21 protein-coding genes, 1 other RNA gene and 1 riboswitch are annotated in these 18,488 nt (G+C 69.4%); of the genes, 11 read left to right on the top strand and 11 right to left on the bottom strand.

Annotated elements, in window-relative coordinates:
- Positions 1-113 precede the first annotated feature (113 nt).
- Genes DCN14_RS27750 through DCN14_RS27740 form a run of 3 tightly spaced genes read left to right on the top strand, consistent with a single transcriptional unit; the run spans position 114 to position 2,860 of the window.
- A complete protein-coding gene (locus DCN14_RS27750; protein ID WP_096502255.1) occupies positions 114-1,625 on the top strand; it encodes a leucyl aminopeptidase in 1,512 nt (503 codons plus the stop codon).
- A 34-nt stretch (positions 1,626-1,659) separates the two neighbouring features.
- Entirely contained in the window at positions 1,660-2,076 is a 417-nt protein-coding gene (locus DCN14_RS27745; RefSeq protein ID WP_057926038.1) for a DNA polymerase III subunit chi, read from the top strand.
- Positions 2,077-2,101: 25 nt separating this feature from the next.
- Positions 2,102-2,860, top strand: coding sequence for a DUF2486 family protein (locus DCN14_RS27740; protein WP_096502253.1), 759 nt, complete (start codon positions 2,102-2,104; stop codon positions 2,858-2,860).
- Between the two features lie 102 nt (positions 2,861-2,962).
- Here the strand turns inward: DCN14_RS27740 and DCN14_RS27735 are convergent, their stop codons facing one another.
- Positions 2,963-3,292 carry a c-type cytochrome gene (locus DCN14_RS27735; RefSeq protein WP_096502251.1) on the bottom strand — a complete coding sequence of 110 codons (330 nt, stop codon included), beginning with the start codon at positions 3,290-3,292 and terminating at the stop codon, positions 2,963-2,965.
- A gap of 127 nt (positions 3,293-3,419) precedes the next feature.
- Positions 3,420-5,093 carry a dihydroxy-acid dehydratase gene (ilvD, locus tag DCN14_RS27730; protein WP_096502249.1) on the bottom strand — a complete coding sequence of 558 codons (1,674 nt, stop codon included), beginning with the start codon at positions 5,091-5,093 and terminating at the stop codon, positions 3,420-3,422.
- A 135-nt stretch (positions 5,094-5,228) separates the two neighbouring features.
- On the opposite strand from ilvD, the gene DCN14_RS27725 reads away from it, so the two are divergent.
- Together DCN14_RS27725 and lgt are read left to right on the top strand one after the other, a co-directional pair.
- Entirely contained in the window at positions 5,229-6,155 is a 927-nt protein-coding gene (locus tag DCN14_RS27725; RefSeq protein WP_096502247.1) for a LysR substrate-binding domain-containing protein, read from the top strand.
- Positions 6,156-6,233: 78 nt separating this feature from the next.
- Positions 6,234-7,124, top strand: coding sequence for a prolipoprotein diacylglyceryl transferase (gene lgt / locus DCN14_RS27720; protein WP_096502245.1), 891 nt, complete (start codon positions 6,234-6,236; stop codon positions 7,122-7,124).
- 99 nt (positions 7,125-7,223) lie between these two features.
- Here lgt and DCN14_RS27715 read toward each other — a convergent pair whose 3' ends face one another.
- The 5 genes from DCN14_RS27715 to DCN14_RS27695 all read right to left on the bottom strand — a co-directional run bounded on the left by DCN14_RS27715 (position 7,224) and on the right by DCN14_RS27695 (position 9,599).
- Positions 7,224-7,964 carry an SIMPL domain-containing protein gene (locus tag DCN14_RS27715; protein ID WP_096502243.1) on the bottom strand — a complete coding sequence of 247 codons (741 nt, stop codon included), beginning with the start codon at positions 7,962-7,964 and terminating at the stop codon, positions 7,224-7,226.
- A 180-nt stretch (positions 7,965-8,144) separates the two neighbouring features.
- Entirely contained in the window at positions 8,145-8,606 is a 462-nt protein-coding gene (locus DCN14_RS27710) for an EVE domain-containing protein (RefSeq protein WP_096502241.1), read from the bottom strand.
- Between the two features lie 69 nt (positions 8,607-8,675).
- Positions 8,676-8,857: non-coding RNA, 6S RNA (gene ssrS / locus DCN14_RS27705), on the bottom strand.
- A gap of 80 nt (positions 8,858-8,937) precedes the next feature.
- Positions 8,938-9,252, bottom strand: a complete 315-nt coding sequence (locus DCN14_RS27700) for a cell division protein ZapA (RefSeq protein WP_096502239.1) — start codon at positions 9,250-9,252, stop codon at positions 8,938-8,940.
- Positions 9,249-9,599, bottom strand: coding sequence for an ATPase (locus tag DCN14_RS27695; protein WP_096502237.1), 351 nt, complete (start codon positions 9,597-9,599; stop codon positions 9,249-9,251). Before DCN14_RS27695 ends, DCN14_RS27700 begins: the two co-directional genes overlap by 4 nt.
- A gap of 166 nt (positions 9,600-9,765) precedes the next feature.
- Positions 9,766-10,020: riboswitch (cobalamin riboswitch) on the top strand.
- A gap of 7 nt (positions 10,021-10,027) precedes the next feature.
- Here DCN14_RS27695 and DCN14_RS27690 point away from each other — a divergent pair.
- The 6 genes from DCN14_RS27690 to cobC are packed head-to-tail and all read left to right on the top strand — an operon-like array spanning position 10,028 to position 14,943.
- The gene (locus DCN14_RS27690; RefSeq protein ID WP_143331649.1) at positions 10,028-10,696 is read left to right on the top strand and encodes a hypothetical protein; all 669 of its coding nucleotides are present in this window, start codon (positions 10,028-10,030) and stop codon (positions 10,694-10,696) included.
- Positions 10,693-11,691 carry an iron ABC transporter permease gene (locus DCN14_RS27685; protein ID WP_096502502.1) on the top strand — a complete coding sequence of 333 codons (999 nt, stop codon included), beginning with the start codon at positions 10,693-10,695 and terminating at the stop codon, positions 11,689-11,691. The genes DCN14_RS27690 and DCN14_RS27685 overlap by 4 nt, the downstream gene beginning before the upstream one ends.
- Positions 11,688-12,500 carry an ABC transporter ATP-binding protein gene (locus DCN14_RS27680; RefSeq protein WP_096502235.1) on the top strand — a complete coding sequence of 271 codons (813 nt, stop codon included), beginning with the start codon at positions 11,688-11,690 and terminating at the stop codon, positions 12,498-12,500. Before DCN14_RS27685 ends, DCN14_RS27680 begins: the two co-directional genes overlap by 4 nt.
- A 52-nt stretch (positions 12,501-12,552) precedes the next feature.
- On the top strand, positions 12,553-13,608 hold the full coding sequence (cobT, locus tag DCN14_RS27675) for a nicotinate-nucleotide--dimethylbenzimidazole phosphoribosyltransferase (protein WP_096502233.1): 1,056 nt from the start codon (positions 12,553-12,555) through the stop codon (positions 13,606-13,608).
- The gene (locus DCN14_RS27670; RefSeq protein WP_096502231.1) at positions 13,598-14,374 is read left to right on the top strand and encodes an adenosylcobinamide-GDP ribazoletransferase; all 777 of its coding nucleotides are present in this window, start codon (positions 13,598-13,600) and stop codon (positions 14,372-14,374) included. Before cobT ends, DCN14_RS27670 begins: the two co-directional genes overlap by 11 nt.
- The gene (cobC, locus tag DCN14_RS27665) at positions 14,359-14,943 is read left to right on the top strand and encodes an alpha-ribazole phosphatase (RefSeq protein WP_096502229.1); all 585 of its coding nucleotides are present in this window, start codon (positions 14,359-14,361) and stop codon (positions 14,941-14,943) included. The genes DCN14_RS27670 and cobC overlap by 16 nt, the downstream gene beginning before the upstream one ends.
- Before the next feature lie 75 nt (positions 14,944-15,018).
- Here cobC and DCN14_RS27660 read toward each other — a convergent pair whose 3' ends face one another.
- Genes DCN14_RS27660 through cobU form a run of 4 tightly spaced genes read right to left on the bottom strand, consistent with a single transcriptional unit; the run spans position 15,019 to position 18,443 of the window.
- Entirely contained in the window at positions 15,019-15,936 is a 918-nt protein-coding gene (locus tag DCN14_RS27660) for a cobalamin-binding protein (RefSeq protein ID WP_096502227.1), read from the bottom strand.
- Entirely contained in the window at positions 15,933-16,952 is a 1,020-nt protein-coding gene (gene cobD, locus DCN14_RS27655) for a threonine-phosphate decarboxylase CobD (RefSeq protein ID WP_096502225.1), read from the bottom strand. The genes DCN14_RS27660 and cobD overlap by 4 nt, the downstream gene beginning before the upstream one ends.
- Positions 16,945-17,889 (bottom strand): adenosylcobinamide-phosphate synthase CbiB, encoded by a 945-nt coding sequence (cbiB, locus tag DCN14_RS27650; RefSeq protein ID WP_096502223.1) that lies wholly within the window; start codon positions 17,887-17,889, stop codon positions 16,945-16,947. Before cbiB ends, cobD begins: the two co-directional genes overlap by 8 nt.
- Positions 17,883-18,443 carry a bifunctional adenosylcobinamide kinase/adenosylcobinamide-phosphate guanylyltransferase gene (gene cobU, locus DCN14_RS27645; protein WP_096502500.1) on the bottom strand — a complete coding sequence of 187 codons (561 nt, stop codon included), beginning with the start codon at positions 18,441-18,443 and terminating at the stop codon, positions 17,883-17,885. The genes cbiB and cobU overlap by 7 nt, the downstream gene beginning before the upstream one ends.
- Positions 18,444-18,488: the final 45 nt, after the last annotated feature.

The raw sequence follows: 18,488 nt of genomic DNA, 5'->3' as shown, positions 1-18,488 counted from the left end.
GAAGAGGGCGGGAGGCTGCGCACGCGTGGTGGAGCGCTCGCGCCGCCACGGGAAAAATAGCGGATAATTGCGGCTTTCATCCTTAGCCCAGATTTTATCCGAGGACAAGCGCGATGGACTTTAGCATAAAAGGCTGTGATTGGAGCAAAGGCGAGGCCAAGGGGTTCCTGACCGGGAAGTCCGACTGCATCGTGCTCGGCATCTTCGAGGCGCAGACCCTGTCTGGCGCGGCACTCGACATCGACACGGCCACCAACGGGCTGATCTCGCGCGTGGTGAAGGCCGGCGACATGGACGGCAAGCGCGGCCGGACGCTGTTCCTGCACGAAGTATCGGGCATCGGCGCGTCGCGCGTGCTGCTCGTCGGCCTCGGCAAGCAGGATGCTTTCAATCAGAAAGCCTACAACGACGCAGTGACGGCCGCATGGCGCGCGCTGCTGGCGACGAAGGTCGTGCAGGTCACGTTCTCGCTCGCGCAACCGCCGGTCGACGAGCGCGGCTCCGACTGGGGCGTGCGTGCGGCGATTCTCGCGCTGCGCAACGAGACGTACCGCTTCACGCAGATGAAGAGCAAGCCGGAGCCGGCATCGCACACGCTCAAGCGCGTCGTGTTCAGCGTCGATCCGTCCGACGAAAAGGCGGCGAAGCTGGCGATCAAGCAGGCCGTCGCGCTCGCCAACGGGATGGATCTGACCCGCGATCTGGGCAACCTGCCCGGCAACGTGTGCACGCCGACCTATCTCGGCAACACCGCGAAGAAGATCGCGAAGGATTGGGGCCTGAAGGCCGAGGTGCTCGGCCTGAAGCAGATCCAGGCGCTCAAGATGGGCTCGTTCCTGTCGGTCGCGCGCGCGTCGGTCGAACCGCCGCAGTTCATCGTGCTGCACTACCAGGGCGCCGCCGCGAAGGCCGCGCCGGTCGTGCTGGTCGGCAAGGGCATCACGTTCGACACCGGCGGCATCTCGCTGAAGCCGGGCGAGGGCATGGACGAGATGAAGTACGACATGTGCGGCGCGGGCTCCGTGCTCGGCACGATGCGTGCGATCGCCGAGATGGGCCTGAAGATCAACGTCGTCGCGATCGTGCCGACCTGCGAGAACATGCCGGGCGGCAACGCGACGAAGCCGGGCGACATCGTCACCAGCATGAAGGGACTGACGATCGAAGTGCTGAACACCGACGCCGAGGGCCGCCTGATCCTGTGCGACGCGCTGACCTACGCGGAGCGCTTCAAGCCGGCCGCGGTGATCGACGTGGCGACGCTGACGGGCGCATGCGTGATCGCGCTCGGCGGCCACAACAGCGGCCTGTTCTCGAAGGACGATGCGCTCGCGGGCGAACTGCTCGACGCGTCGCGCGAGGCGAACGACCCGGCATGGCGCATGCCGCTCGACGACGAGTACCAGGATCAACTGAAGTCGAATTTCGCGGACATCGCGAACATCGGCGGACGTCCGGCCGGTGCCGTGACGGCTGCGTGCTTCCTGTCGCGCTTCACCGAAAGCTATCCGTGGGCGCACCTCGACATCGCGGGCACCGCATGGAAGAGCGGCGCGGCGAAGGGGGCGACCGGTCGTCCGGTGCCGCTGCTCGCGCAGTTCCTGATCGACCGCGCCGGCCAGTAATGGCGGCGCACACGACGATGCAGGTACGCGGGCAATGACGCGAATCGATTTCCATTCGAACGTCGGCGATTCGCTCGCGTACGCGTGCCGGCTGCTGCGCAAGGCCTATCAGGCCGGGCAGCCGGTCGTCGTGCTCGCCGAGCCCGCGCGCCTGCGCGCGCTCGACGAGCGGCTCTGGACCTTCTCGCCGCTCGATTTCATCCCGCATTGCGGCGTCGACAGCGCGCACGCGGCCGGCACGCCGATCGTGCTGACCGCCGATCTCGACCAGGCGCCGCATCATCACGTGCTGCTGAACCTCGGTGCCGCCGTGCCCGCGCAGTTTGCCCGCTTCGAGCGTCTGCTCGAAGTGGTCGGCAATGCGCCGGACGAACTCGCCGCGGGCCGCGACCGCTACCGCTTTTACCGCGATCGCGGATACGCGCTGAACAACTACAAGCAGGGCAGCTAGCCGAACCCGTCGACGGAGCGTTCCCGTGACACAAGCCGACTCATCCTCGATCCCGACGCTGACCGACGTGCTGGTGCCGGGCAAGCCGGTGCCGGCGCGTGCGTCCGCGGCCGATGTGCCGTCGCCGCACGACGATGCCGCCATTCCGGTGCTGACCGACGTGGTTGCGCCGGATCGTGCCGCCGAAGTGCCCGGCGCGCCGCAACGCGCGGAAACCGACCCCGAATCCGTGGTGGTCGAGCCGGTGCCGACGCCGTACGTACCGGCCGTCGAACTGCCGGGCGACAGCGATGCGCCGGCCGAACCCGGCGCCGCGGAGCGCGTCGTCGCGGAGGAATCCGCGGCGATGCCAGCGCCGCTTCGTTCGGCGCTCGCCGCCGACGATTCGCAGCAGCACGCTCTCGCTGCCGTGCCGCACGAGCCGGCGGGGCACACCGATGAAGCAGCATTGCCCGAGGCGCTCGTACCGGCTGCTGACGCGCCGGTTCCGGATCACCTCGCCGGCGCACCGCAGCCGGATGCGAATGCGGCCGCCGCGCTGACGGCGGAGGACGCGCAGCGCATCGCCGAGCGTCTGCGCAACCGTCTGATGAATTATCTGACCGGGGCAGGGCGTGAGGCGATCGAGGCGCGTTGCCGCGACGCGCTGCACGACCATACGGCCTGGCTCGTCGGCCAGGTTACGCGCGAAGTGGCGCTGGCGCTCGAAACGGAAGTGATGGATTGGGTTCGCGACGCGGTCGATGACGAGATCGCCCGCCGCCGGACCGGTCATTCGGGCTGACCGCGCATTCGTTTCGGTGCAGGAGCCGCGGGCGCGGTTCCGGTCGCCACCGGCGAACCTGCCAGCGCTTGCGCGCGCCGGATCATTCTCTTCAATGCGGCTTCAGTGCAGCGACAGCACCCACTGCGCGAGCGTGTGCGCTTCGGCGCTCGTCAACTGCGTATTGGCGGGCATCGGCACGTTGCTCCACACGCCCACACTGCCGTTCACGATCGACTGCGCGAGATAATCGGCGGCGTTCGCGCGTGCGGCGTACCGGCCGGCAATGTCGCGGAACGACGGACCCATCAACGGCTTGCCGATCGCGTGGCAGGCCAGGCAGTTCTTGCGCTGCGCGAGCGCGAGCCCGTCGGCGCCCGGGTCGGCGTGCGCGGCTGCCGCGCTGCCGGTCAGCAGCATCACGAGCAGCGCGCGCAATATCGTCTGTTTCATGCGGTTCTCCGCCGGCGGGGACGGCCGGCTTCACGGTCCGCGTGCATTATAAGAGTAAAGGGAACGCGTGTTTTACGCGTTTCCCCGGCGGCCGTCTGCAATGGGGTCGCATGACGCCCGGCGCGCGTCAGCCGGTGACGGCCCCCTTGTTCGCCGGGCGGGCGAGGGCCGCGTACTTGGCCAGCACGCCGCGCGTGTAGCGCGGCGCCGGCTGCGTCCAGGCGGCGCGCCGGCGCGCGAGCTCCGCGTCGTCGACGTTCAGTTGCAGCACCAGCCGGTGCGCATCGATCGTGATCGAGTCGCCTTCCTGCACGAGCGCGATCGTGCCGCCGACGAACGCCTCGGGCGCGACATGGCCGACCACCATGCCCCAGGTACCGCCGGAGAAGCGGCCGTCCGTGATGAAGCCGACCGACTCGCCGAGCCCCTTGCCGACGATCGCCGACGTCGGCGCGAGCATTTCCGGCATGCCGGGGCCGCCTTGCGGGCCGAGATAGCGCAGCACGAGCACGTCGCCCGCGCGGATCCGGTCGCCGAGGATGGCATCCATCGCGCTCTGCTCGTCGTCGAACACGCGCGCCGGGCCAGTGATTACCGGGTTCTTCAGGCCGGTGATCTTCGCGACCGCGCCGTCTTCCGCGAGATTGCCCTTCAGGATCGCGAGATGGCCTTCCTTGTACAGCGCGCGATCGATCGGGAAGATCACGTGCTGGTCCGCGCGCGGCACGCCCGGCACGTCTTTCAGTTCCTCGGCGATCGTGCGGCCGGTGATCGTGATGCAGTCGCCGTGCAGCAGCCCCGCATCGAGCAGGATCCGCAGCACCTGCGGGATGCCGCCCGCCTTGTGCAGGTCGGTCGCGACGTACTGGCCCGACGGCTTCAGGTCGCAGATCACCGGCACGCGTTTGCGGATGCGCTCGAAATCGTCGATCGTCCAGTCGATCTCGGCCGCGTGCGCGATCGCGAGATAGTGCAGCACCGCGTTGGTCGAGCCGCCGGTCGCCATGATCAGCGACACGGCATTCTCGATCGACGCCTTCGTGATGATGTCGCGCGGCTTCAGGTCGCGCTTCACGGCCTCGACCAGCACGCGCGCCGATTCGGCGGCCGAATCGACCTTTTCCTGGTCGGGGTTGGCCATCGTCGACGAATACATCAGCGACATGCCGAGCGCCTCGAACGACGAGCTCATCGTGTTCGCGGTGTACATGCCGCCGCACGAGCCCGACGTCGGACACGCGTTTTTCTCGACGCCGTCGAAATCCTCCTGCGACATCCGGCCCGCGGTGAATTCGCCGACCGCCTCGAACGACGACACGATCGTCAGGTCGCGCCCCTTCCAGTGGCCGGGGCGGATCGTGCCGCCGTACACGTAGATGCCCGGCACGTTCAGGCGCGCGAGCGCGATCATGCCGCCCGGCATGTTCTTGTCGCAGCCGCCGACCACCACCACGCCGTCCATCCACTGGCCCTGCACACAGGTTTCGATGCAGTCGGCGATCACTTCGCGCGACACGAGCGAGTACTTCATCCCCTCCGTGCCCATCGACATGCCGTCCGAGATCGTCGGCGTGCCGAAGATCTGCGGATTCGCGTCGGCCGCCTTCACCGCCGCGACAGCGGCGTCCGACAGGCGCTGCAGGCCCGAGTTGCACGGCGTGATCGTCGAGTGACCGTTCGCGATGCCGATCATCGGCTTGTCGAAATCGTCCTTCTGGTAGCCGAGGGCGTAATACATCGAGCGATTTGGCGAACGGGCCACGCCTTGCGTGATGTGCTTCGAGCGGCGGTTGTACGACATGGGGGACTCCATCGTTGTATTGGCGACGCCCGCGAGCGGTGTGCCGGTTCGGATGAAGCAAGAATGGAGTTTCCGGTTTGGGATGTCCAATATATTATTTGTCGCTTATTAAGTCGTTTTACGAATGAGTGAAGCATGGCCGATCCGACGCCCGACCTGCGCCAGTGGCGCTATTTCGCAACCGTTGCCGACGAGCGCCATTTCGGCCGCGCGGCCGAGCGGCTGTCGATGACGCAGCCGCCGCTGTCGCAGGCGATCCGCTCGCTGGAGGATGCGCTCGGCGTTGCGCTGTTCGTGCGCACCAAGCGTTCGGTCGCGCTGACCGCGGTCGGCGCCGCGCTGCTGCCCGACGTGCACAGGCTGCTCGCGTCGGCCGATGCGCTGCCGCCGCTCGCGCGGCGTCTCGCGCGCGGCGAGGCCGGCTCGTTGTCGCTCGCGTTCGTGTCGACCGCCGATTACGGGCTGCTGCCGGCGCTGCTGCGCGCGTTCGGCGCGCGCTATCCGCAGGTGCGGCTGCAGCTCGCGGAAGCGACGAGCGACGTGCAGATCGACGAACTCGTCGCGGGCCGTATCGACGCCGGGCTCGTGATTCCGCCGGTGCCGCCGCGCCACGCGGCCGGGCTGTCGTACCTGCCGGTCGTGCGCGAGCCGCTGGTGGTCGCGATGCCGGCGTCGGTGGCCTCTAGGGCGCCGGAGGCCGCCGAGGACGAACCCGTGCATCTGGCCGAGGTGGCCGCGCTGCCGCTGGTGATCTTCCCGCGTCGTTTGGCGCCCGGCTTTTATGACATCATTACGGGCTGCTACGGCGCGGCGGGGGAAACCCCGCGCATCGGCCAGGAGGCGATCCAGATGCAGACGATCGTCAGCCTCGTGTCGGCCGGGATGGGCGTCGCACTGGTGCCGCAGTCGTTGCGTAACCTGCGGCGCACCGGCGTGGTCTACCGGCCGCTCGCCGGCGATGCGCCCGTCGTCGAGACGGGCCTCGTGTGGCGCACGGGCGACGTGAGTCCGGTGCTCGCCGGCTTCATCGACGTCGTGCGTGCGCACGGTCTCGCCACGTGACGCGAACGTTGACGCGCCGGCGTCGTCCAATGCGCGGTGCGAGCGCCGTACCGCATTCGAAAACTTCATCGCTAACCCATGATCATTCACCCGAATTTCGACCCCGTAGCGATCCATCTCGGGCCGCTCGCCGTGCGCTGGTACGGTCTCATGTATCTCGTCGGCTTCATCGCGGCGATCGTCGTCGGCCGGATCCGCCTGAAGCTGCCGCACGTCGCGGCGCAGGGCTGGACCGCGAAGGACATCGACGACATGATGTTCTACGGCGTGCTCGGCACCGTGCTCGGCGGCCGGCTCGGCTATGTGCTGTTCTACAAGGCCGACTTCTACTTCGCGCATCCGCTCGACGTCTTCAAGGTGTGGGAAGGCGGGATGTCGTTTCACGGCGGCTTTCTCGGCGTGACGCTCGCGATGGTGCTGTTCGCGTGGCAGCGCAAGCGCCACTGGCTGCAGGTCACCGATTTCGTCGCGCCGATGGTGCCGACGGGGCTCGCGGCCGGGCGGCTCGGCAACTTCATCAACGGCGAGCTGTGGGGCCGCGTGACGGATCCGCACGCGCCGTGGGCGATGATGTTCCCGGGCGCGATGCGCGACGACGCCGCATGGCTGCCGAAGCATCCGGCGCTCGTCGAGAAGTGGCATCTCGCCGACGTGTTCATGCAGTACCAGATGCTGCCGCGTCATCCTTCGCAGCTCTATGAAATCGCGCTCGAGGGCATTACGCTGTTCTTCGTGCTGTTCTTCTTCTCGCGCAAGTCGCGGCCGATGGGCGCCGTGTCCGCGCTGTTCCTGATCGGTTACGGCCTCGCGCGCTTCACCGTCGAATTCGCGCGCGAACCGGACGATTTCCTCGGCCTGCTCGCACTCGGCCTGTCGATGGGGCAGTGGCTGTCGCTGCCGATGATCATCGCGGGCATCGCGCTGATGGTGTGGGCGTATCGCCGCCACGCGAAGCATGCGGCTGCGTAACCGTCGATGCAGGTGATGCATCGCACGCAAGATCACCCATGAAAAACGCCGGCCCTCGGGCCGGCGTTTTCGCATCCGCCTGCGGCGGCGCGATGCGCGTTACTTCATCTGCACGGAGCCGTTGACCGTTACCGAGACGGTCGCCTTGCCGCCTTCGACCGCGATCGGCGCGCTCATCTTCGCGCTGTCCATCGGTGCCGCGGCCATCGCCATCATGCGCGGATACGGCTGAACGTTGCGGCCGCCGCCGACGTTTACGTCGCGGATCGAGTAGCTGCTGTAGCCGAAGGCCTTCGCGGCTTCGTCCGCGCGCGCGCGGAACGACTTGATCGCCTCGGTGGTGAGCTTCTGCTCGGCTGCGCGCTGCGCGTCGGGCGACAGCGAGAATTCGACGTTCGCGACCTGCATCTGGTTCGACAACTGGCCCGCGAGTTTCGACGCCGCCGCGAAATCGCGCGATTCGAGCACGACTTCGGTGCGGCCGCGCCATGCGGAAATCTTCCCGTCGCGATCGGTGCTCGGATACACGGAGAACGCGCCGGTGTGCGCGGTGACGCCCGACACGCCCTTCGCCTGCGCAAGCGCTGCGTCGGCGCGCTGGTTCAGCGCGGACGTGAGGCTGCCCGGATCCTTTGCCTGCTGCTCGTAGAACAGCGTGATGTGGATGATGTCCTGCGGCACGTCGGCGCTGGCCTGCGACGACAGCGACAACACGCCCGCCGGCTCGGGAAAGTGCGGGTTCGCGGTTTGTGCGTGCGCGGCGGGCGACGCGAGCGTCAGCGCGACGGGCACGGCAGCGGCGAGGGCGAGCGACAGCGCGAGTGCGGATTTCTTGGTCATTGTTGGACTCCTTGTGCGAGGGCGCGCACGCGGATCACGCGTGCGCGACGCGGGCGTACCGCGCGACGGAAAAACCGCCGTCGGCCAGATCGGCGGACGGCGGTTGCTTAGGCTGCGCGAACGCGCCGCGAGTTCCGCGGCAGTGGCGCGCGCTGACCGGATTTGACCTTTCGCGCACGCCTACTTCATCAGCTTTTCGGTGATGAAACGCCATTCCGCACGCGTGACGGGCGTGATCGACAACCGGTTGCCGCGCGCGAGCACGCGCATGTCGGCGAGCGCGTCATGTTCGCGCAGCGCCGCGAGCGGCACGAGCGGTGACTTCTTCACGAAGCGCACGTCGACGAGCAGCCAGCGCGGCGTTTCCTGCGTCGACTTCGGGTCGTAATACGGGCTTTCCGGATCGAACTGGGTGGGATCGGGGTAGGGCGTCGACGACACTTCGGCAAGGCCCGCGATGCCCGGCTCGGGGCAGCTCGAGTGATAGAACAGCACGCCGTCGCCGATCTTCATCGTGTCGCGCATGAAATTGCGCGCCTGATAATTGCGCACGCCAGTCCACGGCAGCGAGCGCTGCGGTGCGTTCGCGAGATCGTCGATGCTTGCTTCGTCCGGTTCGGACTTCATCAGCCAGTATTGCATGGATCGTGATCGACGCAGAAAGGGCTGCTGCAAAAGGAAACGGCATCGGGAGTTCCCGATGCCGTTGGATAGGCCCCCGCCTTGGCCGCTAGGCCGGCATCCTGAACCTGGGGTTCAGAATTGGTCGCAGTTAGCAGCACTTCGGGTACATCAGACAGAGTGACGCGCGCGCCCGTGCTACAAATTTCCGCAACCGTGCACATGGCATTGGTTCAAGGAATATATGACCTTGGCGAACCAGGCAGGGAAGCTGACTGAACTGTGTTTCGTTGCGCCAATTTGACCACCGTTGATCGCCGAGATCAAGGGGAATCGACGCATCGATCAAACGTTACTGCGTCTCGTGCTGTGCGAGCACCGCGCCGAGCTGTTCGTTCATCTGGTGCATTGTACGACGGATTTCCTCCGCCGGAAATGCTTCACCGTGCCGCACGCTGGTTTGCAGTCGCAGCAATTCGGACGCCAGCGACAATGCAGCCATCACCGCGATGCGATCGATGCCGCGCACCGAACTGTTTGCGCGGATCTTCGACATTTCGGCGTCGACGCGCGCGACGGCCTCGAGCAGCGCCGCTTCGGTCTCGGCCGAACAGGCGAGCCGATAGGGCTGACCGAGAATCGAGACTTCGATCTGCTTGGTGCTCATGCATGTTCTCCGTGGCTGGCCGCGTCATCGCTATCCGTACGCGCCTGCGCGTCGAGCAGATCGAGCTGGTTGTCGGCCTGCTCCGCGCTCTTCGAGCGCGGCAGTTTTTCGAGAATCGCGTTCAGTTTGACCTGGGCGTCGTCGATCTTTGCCGACAGGGTGTCGCGCTCGGCCGCGAGCGCATTGCGTTCCTCGCGCAGTTGCGCGAGTTCCGCGCGGACCGAGTCCGCTTCCGCGCGCAATTGCGCGACTTGCTCCTCGAGCGCGAGCCGTTCCGTGTGATAGCGCTTGTTCAGCGAAATCAGACGGCCAATATTTTGAGATAAGGTTTCGAGTTCGTTGAGCATCTGCTGCGTCCTCTAAAGACCCAGCATTTTAGCGCGGAATAACGCGCATTCCGACATCTGTAACGTTTCCAGTCGTAACACCCCCGCTTCTTGCCTCGAATACGCGCGTCGAGCGTGCTCCGAAACGCGCGCGCGGCCGCTTTCTTGACGCTCGTGCGGCCCGCTCCTAAACTGGCGCCGCCTCGGTGCTCGCGCGTGCGTCGCGCGGTTAAACGGGAAGCAGGGCGCGTACTCCGCCAGGAAAGCGCCAACCTGCGCTGCCCCCGCAACGGTAAGCGGCCGCGTCGTACGACGCAGGCCGGCTCGGGCGTGTCCGACGTGCAGGTTGCGCACGCGGGCACGGGCCACTGCGCGCGACATGCGCGGGAAGGCGAGCCGGTACGCTGCAGCCCGGATACCGGCCGAGGCGAGGGGCCCGCACGGGCTTCGTGACGCGCGGCCTGCGGGGAAGCGGGGCGCGCAGTGCTTCACGGGACTTGTCTTCGATGCTGACCCCAATCGTCCGCACGGCGCTCGGCGCGCAGCGCGGATTGTCGCTCGCCGACGTCGCGCGGATTGCCGCGCACGCCGATTCGGCGAGATTCGCGGCGACGTGCGCCGTGATGGCGGCCGTGCGTGCCGCCTCGAGCGCCGCGATCGTCGATGTATCGTGGCCGGCGACGATCGTATCGCGCGTGCCGCGCGCGCTCGCGGATGCGGCCGCGCAGTGCACCGGATTCGATACGCCGGATCTCGCCGCGCGTGCGGACATCGACCCGATACGGCGGCTTCCACTATATTGCGCAGAACGTCGGCTGCACGCAGGTGCCGCGGCCCGCCGGAGCGTCGCGGCATCAAGCCGGTACGGCCGACGCGCGGCGGGGCGCGAGGTCGCGGGATGCGGCTCGGCGGCCACGGGATGGGCGACGTCGCGGTGCGCGATGACATTGCCGCGTCGCGATACGCCCGCGAACGCTTCAACAACCCCTTGTTCCATAAGGATGACGAGCTTGCGTACCCCCACAACACGCGAAAGCGCCGCGACCGTGCCGCGTTCGGCCGGCAACGGCGCTCAGCGGATGCGTCGTGCGTCGTGCGCGATGCCGCACAGCGCATGAGCGCCGCTCGGGCCGCCACGATCTGGGGCGCGCTGGCGGTCGCGGTCGCGTTGCTGTTCGTCGCGTCGCTGTCGATCGGCAGCGTGCCGATGTCGCCGTGGCAAGCGCTCGCGTCGCTCGTCCCGCATGGTGGCGATGCGCTGTTCGCCGACATCGTGCGCACGTTGCGGCTGCCGCGCGCACTCGCCGGCTTCGCATGCGGCGCGCTGCTCGCGCTGGCCGGTGCGCTGCTGCAGGTGCTGCTGCGCAATCCGCTCGCGGAGCCGTACGTGCTCGGCGTGTCCGGCGGCGCGGCCGGCTTCGCGCTCGTCGCGATGATCGCGGGTGCCGCATGGTGGCTCGTCGATGCGTCGGCGTTCGCCGGCTCGCTCGTGTCGGTCGCGCTGGTGCTCGGGCTGGCTCGCCGCGAGCTGTGGCGCGGCGATTCGCGCGATGCGTCGCCGCGGCTGCTGCTCACCGGGGTCGTGATTGCGGCGGGATGGGGCGCGCTCGTCACGCTGCTGCTGTCGCTCGCGCCCGACGGCCGGCTGCGCGGCATCCTCTTCTGGCTGACGGGCGACCTGAACGGCGTGACGGCGCCGTGGTTCGCATGGGGGGCGCTGCTGCTGGCCGCGTGCATCGCACTGCCTGCCGCGCCGCAACTGAACGTGCTGCTGCGCGGCGACGCGACCGCGCTCGCGCTCGGCGTGCCGGTCGCGCGACTGCGGGTGCGGATCTACCTCGTCGCGTCGCTGGCGGCCGCAGCGGCGGTGACGACGGCCGGCACGATCGGCTTCGTCGGTCTCGTCGTTCCGCATGCGCTACGGCTTGCGTTCGGCAACGACCAGCGCATGCTGCTGCCTGCGGCGATGCTCGCGGGCGGCGGCGGCGTGATGGCGGCCGATCTGCTCGCGCGCACCGCGATTGCACCCGCGCAATTGCCCGTCGGCGTGATGACCGCGTTGATCGGCGTGCCGGTGTTCCTGTGGATGTTGCTGAGGAGGCCGATGCGATGACGCTCACCGCACCGCGCACCGTGGGCGACATGACGTACACGGCGGCCGGCGTGACGCTGAAGGCCGGCGACCGGACGCTGCTCGACGGTTTCACGCAGACGTTCCGGCCGGGCGAGATCTGGTGTGTCGCCGGGCCGAACGGCGCCGGCAAGACGACGCTGCTCGCGACGCTCGCGGGGCTGCAGCCGCCGGCCGGCGGCCAGGTCGAGATCGACAGCCGGCCGCTTGCCGCATGGCCGCCCGAACAGCTCGCGCAGCGCCGTGCGTTGATGCCGCAGCAACTGCACGACGCGTTCAGCGCGACGGTATTCGATACGGTGCTGCTGAACCGCTTTCCGTATCTCGGCGGCTGGGGGTGGGAGCGTGACGGCGACCGCGCGGCGGCGCGCGATGCGCTCGCGACGTTCGGGCTGACCGCGCTCGCATCGCGCGACGTGCTGTCGCTGTCCGGCGGCGAGCGCCAGCGCGTCGCGCTGGCCGCGACGCTGTGCCAGGATGCGCCGCTGATGCTGCTCGACGAGCCGCTCGCGCATCTCGACCTGCATCACCAGATCGATTGCCTGGGCGCGCTGACCGCATGGCTCGACGCGGGCCCGCGCACGGTGCTGTTCTCGTGCCACGACCTGAATCTCGCGCGGCGTTTCGCGACGCACGCGCTGTTGCTCGACGGCCGCGGCCGTGCGTGGGCCGGCCCCGTGCACGACGTGCTGACGCCGGCGCGAGCGAGCGAGGCCTTCGGCTATCCGCTCGTGCTGATCCGCGAGAACGGCCGCGATGCGCTGCTGCCTGCGTGGCCCGAGCGGCGATGATCTTCCTTCTTTCGATGCGCGGCACCGGCCGCGCCAACGAGGCAACCTTCCGATGACGAACCCGACCGACTTCCCGCCCGCGATCGCACCGCTCGACGACACGCTGCGCAAGCGCCTGCAGCATGTGATCGATCACAAGACCAAGCCGCCCGGCAGCCTCGGCCAACTGGAGGCGATCGCGTTGCAGATCGGGCTGATCCAGCGCACCGAGCGGCCGCATGTGCAGCGTCCCGTGACGATCGTGTTCGCAGGCGACCACGGGATCGCGGCAGAAGGCGTGAGCCCGTATCCGCAGTCGGTCACCGCGCAGATGGTGGCGAACTTCCTGGCGGGCGGCGCGGCGATCAACGCGTTCTCCGGCGTCGCGCAGAGTGCGCTCGAGATCGTCGATGCCGGCGTCGCGTCGCCGCTGCCGGTATCCGACCGGCTGGTGTCGCTGCCGGTCGCGCGCGGCACGCGCAACTTCGCGGTCGAGCCCGCGATGACGCGCGACGAGGCGAACACCGCGCTCGCGGCCGGCGCCGCACGCGTACGCCTGCATGCATCGCTCGGCACGAACGTGATCGGCTTCGGCGAAATGGGGATCGCGAACACGTCGTCGGCCGCGTGCCTGATGAGCCGGCTGCTCGACGTGCCGATCGATGCGTGCGTCGGGCGCGGCACGGGGCTCGACGACCAGGGGCTCGCGCACAAGCGCGCGGTGCTCGGCCGCGCGCTCGTCAGGCATTCGCACGCGATCGCGCCGATCGACGTGCTCGCGACGTTCGGCGGCTTCGAGATCGCGATGATGACGGGAGCGTATCTCGCGGCCGCGAGCGAGCGGATGACGATCCTCGTCGACGGCTTCATCGCGACGTCCGCGTTGCTCGTCGCGGAACGCATCGCGCCCGGCGTGCGCGACTACTGCGTGTTCTCGCATGCGTCGCACGAGGCCGGGCACCGGCGCATGCTCGAGCATTTCGGCGCGAAGCCGCTGCTCGCGCTCGACCTGCGGCTCGGCGAAGGCACGGGCGCGGCACTCGCGCTGCCGCTCGTGCGCGCGGCGGCCGCGTTCCTCGCCGAGATGGCGAGCTTCGAGTCCGCCGGCGTCGACAACCGTGACGCCTGAGCGCGCGCGCGGCGTACGCGCCGAACTGCGCTATTTCTTCGTCGCGCTCGGCTATTTCACGCGCGTGCCGGTGCCGCGCGCGATCGGCTACGAGGCGGGCGATCTCGACCAGGCAGCGCGCTATTTCCCGCTGATCGGCGCCTGCGTCGGCGCGTGGGGCGCGCTCGTCTATCTCGCCGCGCTGCGCGTGCTGCCGGCGTCGATCGCGGTCGGACTGTCGATGGCCGCGACGCTGCTCGCGACCGGCGCGTTTCACGAGGACGGTCTCGCCGACAGCTGCGATGCGTTCGGCGGCGGTTACGCGCGCGACGACGTGCTGCGGATCATGCACGATTCGCGGATCGGCACGTTCGGCGCGGTCGCGCTCGTGATCGCGCTTGGGCTGAAATGGCAGGCGCTTGCCGCGATGCCGCCGCTGCGCGCCGCCTGGACGATGATCGCCGCGCATGCGGCGAGCCGTGCGGCGGCGGTGAGCCTGCTGATATCGCTCGACTACGTTCGTCCGGAGGGCAAGGCGAAGCCGGTTGCGCAGCGCATGGGCGCGCGCTCGGCATGGGTCGCGGCCGTGTTCGGGCTGCCGTGGCTGTTCTGGCCGGACTGGCGCGCGGGCCTCGCCGCGTTCGTCGCGCTCGTGCTCGTGCGCGCATGGGCGGCCCGCTATTTCGTGAAGCGGATCGGCGGGTATACGGGCGACTGTCTCGGCTTCGCCCAGCAACTGAGCGAGCTTGCAATCTATCTGGTGGTGCTCGGATGGATGTCGTCCTGATTCGCCATCCGGCCGTCGCCGTCGAGCCCGGCGTCTGTTACGGACGCAGCGACGTGCCGCTCGCCGCACCGGCCGAGCCGGGTGCGCTTGCCGTGCGCGGCCATCTGCTGGCGCTTGGGGCGCCGGCGCCCGCACAGGTCTGGACGAGCCCGCTGATGCGCTGCGCATCGGTTGCCGGCCGGCTTGCGCAGGCGTTCGACGTGCCGCTGCGGTGCGATGCGGGCTGGCAGGAAATGGACTTCGGCACGTGGGAAATGCGGCGCTGGGACGCTATCGACCGCGCGGCGCTCGATGCGTGGGCGGCTGATCTGATGCATGCGTGCGCGCACGGCGGCGAGAGCGTCGCGCGGTTCGCCGCGCGTGTCGCGCGAGTGGCCGATGCGCTCACGCAGGCCGACGCGCCGCACTGGGCGCTCACGCATGCGGGCGTGATTCGCGCGTTCGCGTCGCACGCTTTGCGCGTGCCGCTCGATACGCTGCTGTCGCGACCGGTGCCGACGGGCGGTGTCGTCTGGTTGCGTGCGGACGATGCGGCGCGAACCTGGGAAGTCGTGCACTGGGATGCGTAGGCGATCGCGCACCGGTGTGCCGCCGGCTCGCGATCGTGCGTGCTTCGGCAGCGCAAAGGCATGCCGTCACCCGAATCAGCGTGCCGGCCGCCGTGTTCGTGCGGTGTCGAGATCCTCGCACAGCGCAGCCGCGCCCTGAGCGATCCGCGGCGACGGTCGCGTCAGCAGATCGCCGTCGATCGCGAACAGGTTGTTGCGCGCCACGGCCGTCATCGCGGGCCATGCGCGCCAGCGCGCGAGGCTCGGCAGCGGCGCGTCCGAGGGCGTCGCGCCGGCGCTCGTCGTCACGATCGCTTCCGGATTCGCGGCCAGCACGGCTTCGTCGGTGACGGTCGGCACGAGCGGCTTCAGCGCGGCGAACACGTTACGGCCGCCGCACAGCGCGATCACGTCGTTGATCAGATGATCGCCGTTGAGCGTCATCAGCGGCCGGTCCCAGACCTGGAAGAACATCGTGACGGGCGGACGCGTCGCGTAACGCGCGCGCAGCGCCGCGATGTCGCGCGAGAACGATGCGGCGGCGGCATCGGCCGCCGGCTCCGTGCCGAGCAACGTACCGAGCCGGCGCAGCGACGACGCCACGTCGTCGAGATGCTTCGGTTCGCTGAAGAACAGCGGGATGTGCAACGCACGCAGCGCGTCGATCTGCCGTTCGGCGTTGCCGTGCCGCCAGACGACGATCAGGTCCGGCTTCAGCACGGCGATCCGCTCGAGGTCGAGCGCCTTGTTGTCGCCGACGCGCGGCACGGCCTGCGCGGCGGGCGGATAGTCGCTGTACGTGACGGTGCCGACGAGCTTCGCGCCGCCGCCGGCCGCGTAGACCAGCTCGGTCGCGTGCGGCGCGAGACTGATCACGCGCTGCGCGGGCGCCGGCAGCGTGACGGTATTGCCGGCATCGTCGCGGGTCGTGACGTCGGCGTGAGCGAAGGATACGTGCGCGAGCGCGACCATCATCGCGAGCGGCTGCAGCCGGCGGAGCGTGCGGGCGTTCATGCGGATTCCCGTCGTAGCGTCGGGACGCACTGCGCGAGCGCCTCGATCACGCGCTGCCATTCGGCTTCGCAGCCCGGCAGGCCGATGCGCACGCTCGACGGTTGCGGGAAGTGCCGCGTCCAGATCCCGTGCGCGGCGAGCGCCGCATGCAGCGCGGCCGCGCGCGGGTCGTCGGTCCAGCTGAAGAGCGGTGTCGCGCGCACCGTGAAGCCGTGCGCGCGCAACAGCGCGGCGAGCCGTTCACCGTCCGCGGCGAGCCGTTCACGCGCGGCGGCCTGCCACGCACGATCGCCGAACGCGGCGACGACCGCATGACGTGCGGGGCCGCTTACGGTCCATGCGCCGAGCGTGTCGCGCAATACGGCGATGCGCGCCTCGCATGCGAGCACGAAGCCCGCGCGGATGCCGGCGAGACCGAAGAACTTGCCGACCGAGCGCAGCACGACGAGGCCCGCGCGGTCCGCGTATTGCGCGAGCGACGGCGTGGCGCCGGTATCCGCGAACGCTTCGTCGACGATCAGCGTGCCGCCGCGTGCCGACAGCTGCGCATGCCAGCCGAGCAGGCGTTCGGCCGGAACGAAATCGGCCGTCGGATTATTCGGATTCCCGACGATGACGTGACGCAGCGTCGCGGGCAGCACGTCCACGCCGATGTCGAGCGGCACGACGCGATGGCCGTGACGCGCGAATGCCGGCGCGTATTCGCCATACGCGAGCGCCGCGACGCCGGCGTCGCCGGCCGGCAGCAGCGCGGGCAATGCGCGGATCGCGGCCTGGCTGCCGGCAACCGGCAGCACGTGCGCGGCATCGGGCGCGCCGTAGTAGCGGGCCGCGCATGCGGCGAGCGCGTCGCCGTCGTCGGGGAGCCGGCGCCATGCGTCGGCCGGCACGGGCGGCACCGGATAGCCGACCGGATTGATGCCGGTCGACAGGTCGAGCCACGCGTCGTACGGAATGCCGTGGCGGCGTGCGGCTTCGTGCAGGTTGCCGCCGTGCGGGATGCGTGCGTCAGACATGATGGGTAGCGAGGATGAGGGCGCCGCTCGCGACGAGCAGCGCGAGCCACAGCGCGAGCGTGCGCGTGACGAGCGACAGCGCGGCGACGACGTGCGCGGCCGTCGCGGGCGCGCCGGTGCCGAGCGCGGGACGATCCTCGATTGCGCCGTGATAGACGGCCGGGCCGCCGAGCTGCACGTTCAGGCTGCCGGCGCCCGCGGCCATCACGGGGCCGGCATTCGGGCTGTCCCAGTGACGCGCCTGCGTGCGCCAGCAGCGCCACGCGGCAGCGGTGTCGCCGAGCAGCGCATAGCTCGCGGCGGTGAGGCGCGCGGGAATCCAGTTCAGGGCGTCGTCCAGGCGTGCGGCGGCCCAGCCGAAGGTCAGGAAGCGCGGCGTGCGATAGCCCCACATCGCATCGAGCGTGTTCGCGAGCCGGAACAGCAACGCACCGGGGCCGCCCGCGACGACGAACCAGAAGAGCGCGCCGAAGATCGCATCGTTGCCGTTCTCCAGCGCCGATTCGACGGCCGCGCGCGACAGCGCGCCTTCGTCGGCTTCGCTCGTGTCGCGCGAGACGATGCGCGCGGTCAGCGCGCGCGCGGCGTCGAGATCGTGCCGCAGCAGCGCGGCGGCGATCGGCGCGACGTGGTCGGCGAGGCTTTTCGCACCGAGCGCGAACCACAGCAGCGCGACGTGCAGCGCCGCTGCGAGCGGCCAGGGCAGCACGGCCGCGAGCCACGCCGCGACGGCCACCGGCGGCAGTACGGCCGCGCTCCACGCGGCGACGCCGACCACGCGGCCGCGCCGGCCCGTGTTCATGGCGCCTTCGATGCGCGCGGCGAACCGGCCGAACGCGACGAGCGGATGCCAGCCGGCCGGTTCGCCGAACATGCGATCGACGATCGCGGCCGCGACCGCAAGCATCGCGACGATCGGCAGCGACAGCATCAGCATGACGGCGCTCCGGCCTTGAGTTCGAGCGGCAGTCCGGCGACCAGCAGCGTCACGCGCGTCGCGAGTGCGGCGACGCGCTGGTTCAGGCGTCCGAGCTCGTCGACGTAGCGGCGCGTGACCGAACCGAGCGGCACCACGCCGAGCCCGATTTCGTTGCTGACGACGATCACTTTCGCGCGGGCGCTGCGCAACGCGTGTTCGAGCTGCGCGACCTGCGCCGCGTACCGCGCATCGTCGAGCGGTTCGCCGTCGAGCGGGCAAAGCAGGTTCGTGAGCCACAGCGTGAGGCAGTCGACGAGCAGGCACGCGCGCGGATCGTCGAGTCGCGCGAGCGTGCCGGCGAGATCGACGGGCGCGTCGGCGAAGCCCCAGTCGGCCGGCCGGCGCGCGCGATGATGCGCGATGCGCTGTTCGAATTCGGCGTCAGAGGCCGTCGCGGTCGCGGTGGCGATATAGGTGACGGGGCGGCCGCTGTCGGCGGCGAGCCGCTCGGCATGCGCGCTCTTGCCCGAGCGTGCGCCGCCGAGGACGAAGGTGAGGTCGTGCGGAATCATCGCGTGATTGTAACGGCGCGCGCGATAATGCGGCCTTCGCTTCGC

The sequence above is a fragment of the Burkholderia sp. IDO3 genome, from assembly GCF_003366075.1.
GTDB lineage: Bacteria > Pseudomonadota > Gammaproteobacteria > Burkholderiales > Burkholderiaceae > Burkholderia > Burkholderia anthina.
Note: the sequence above shows the minus strand (reverse complement) of the source record. Positions and strands in the feature narration are given on the sequence as shown.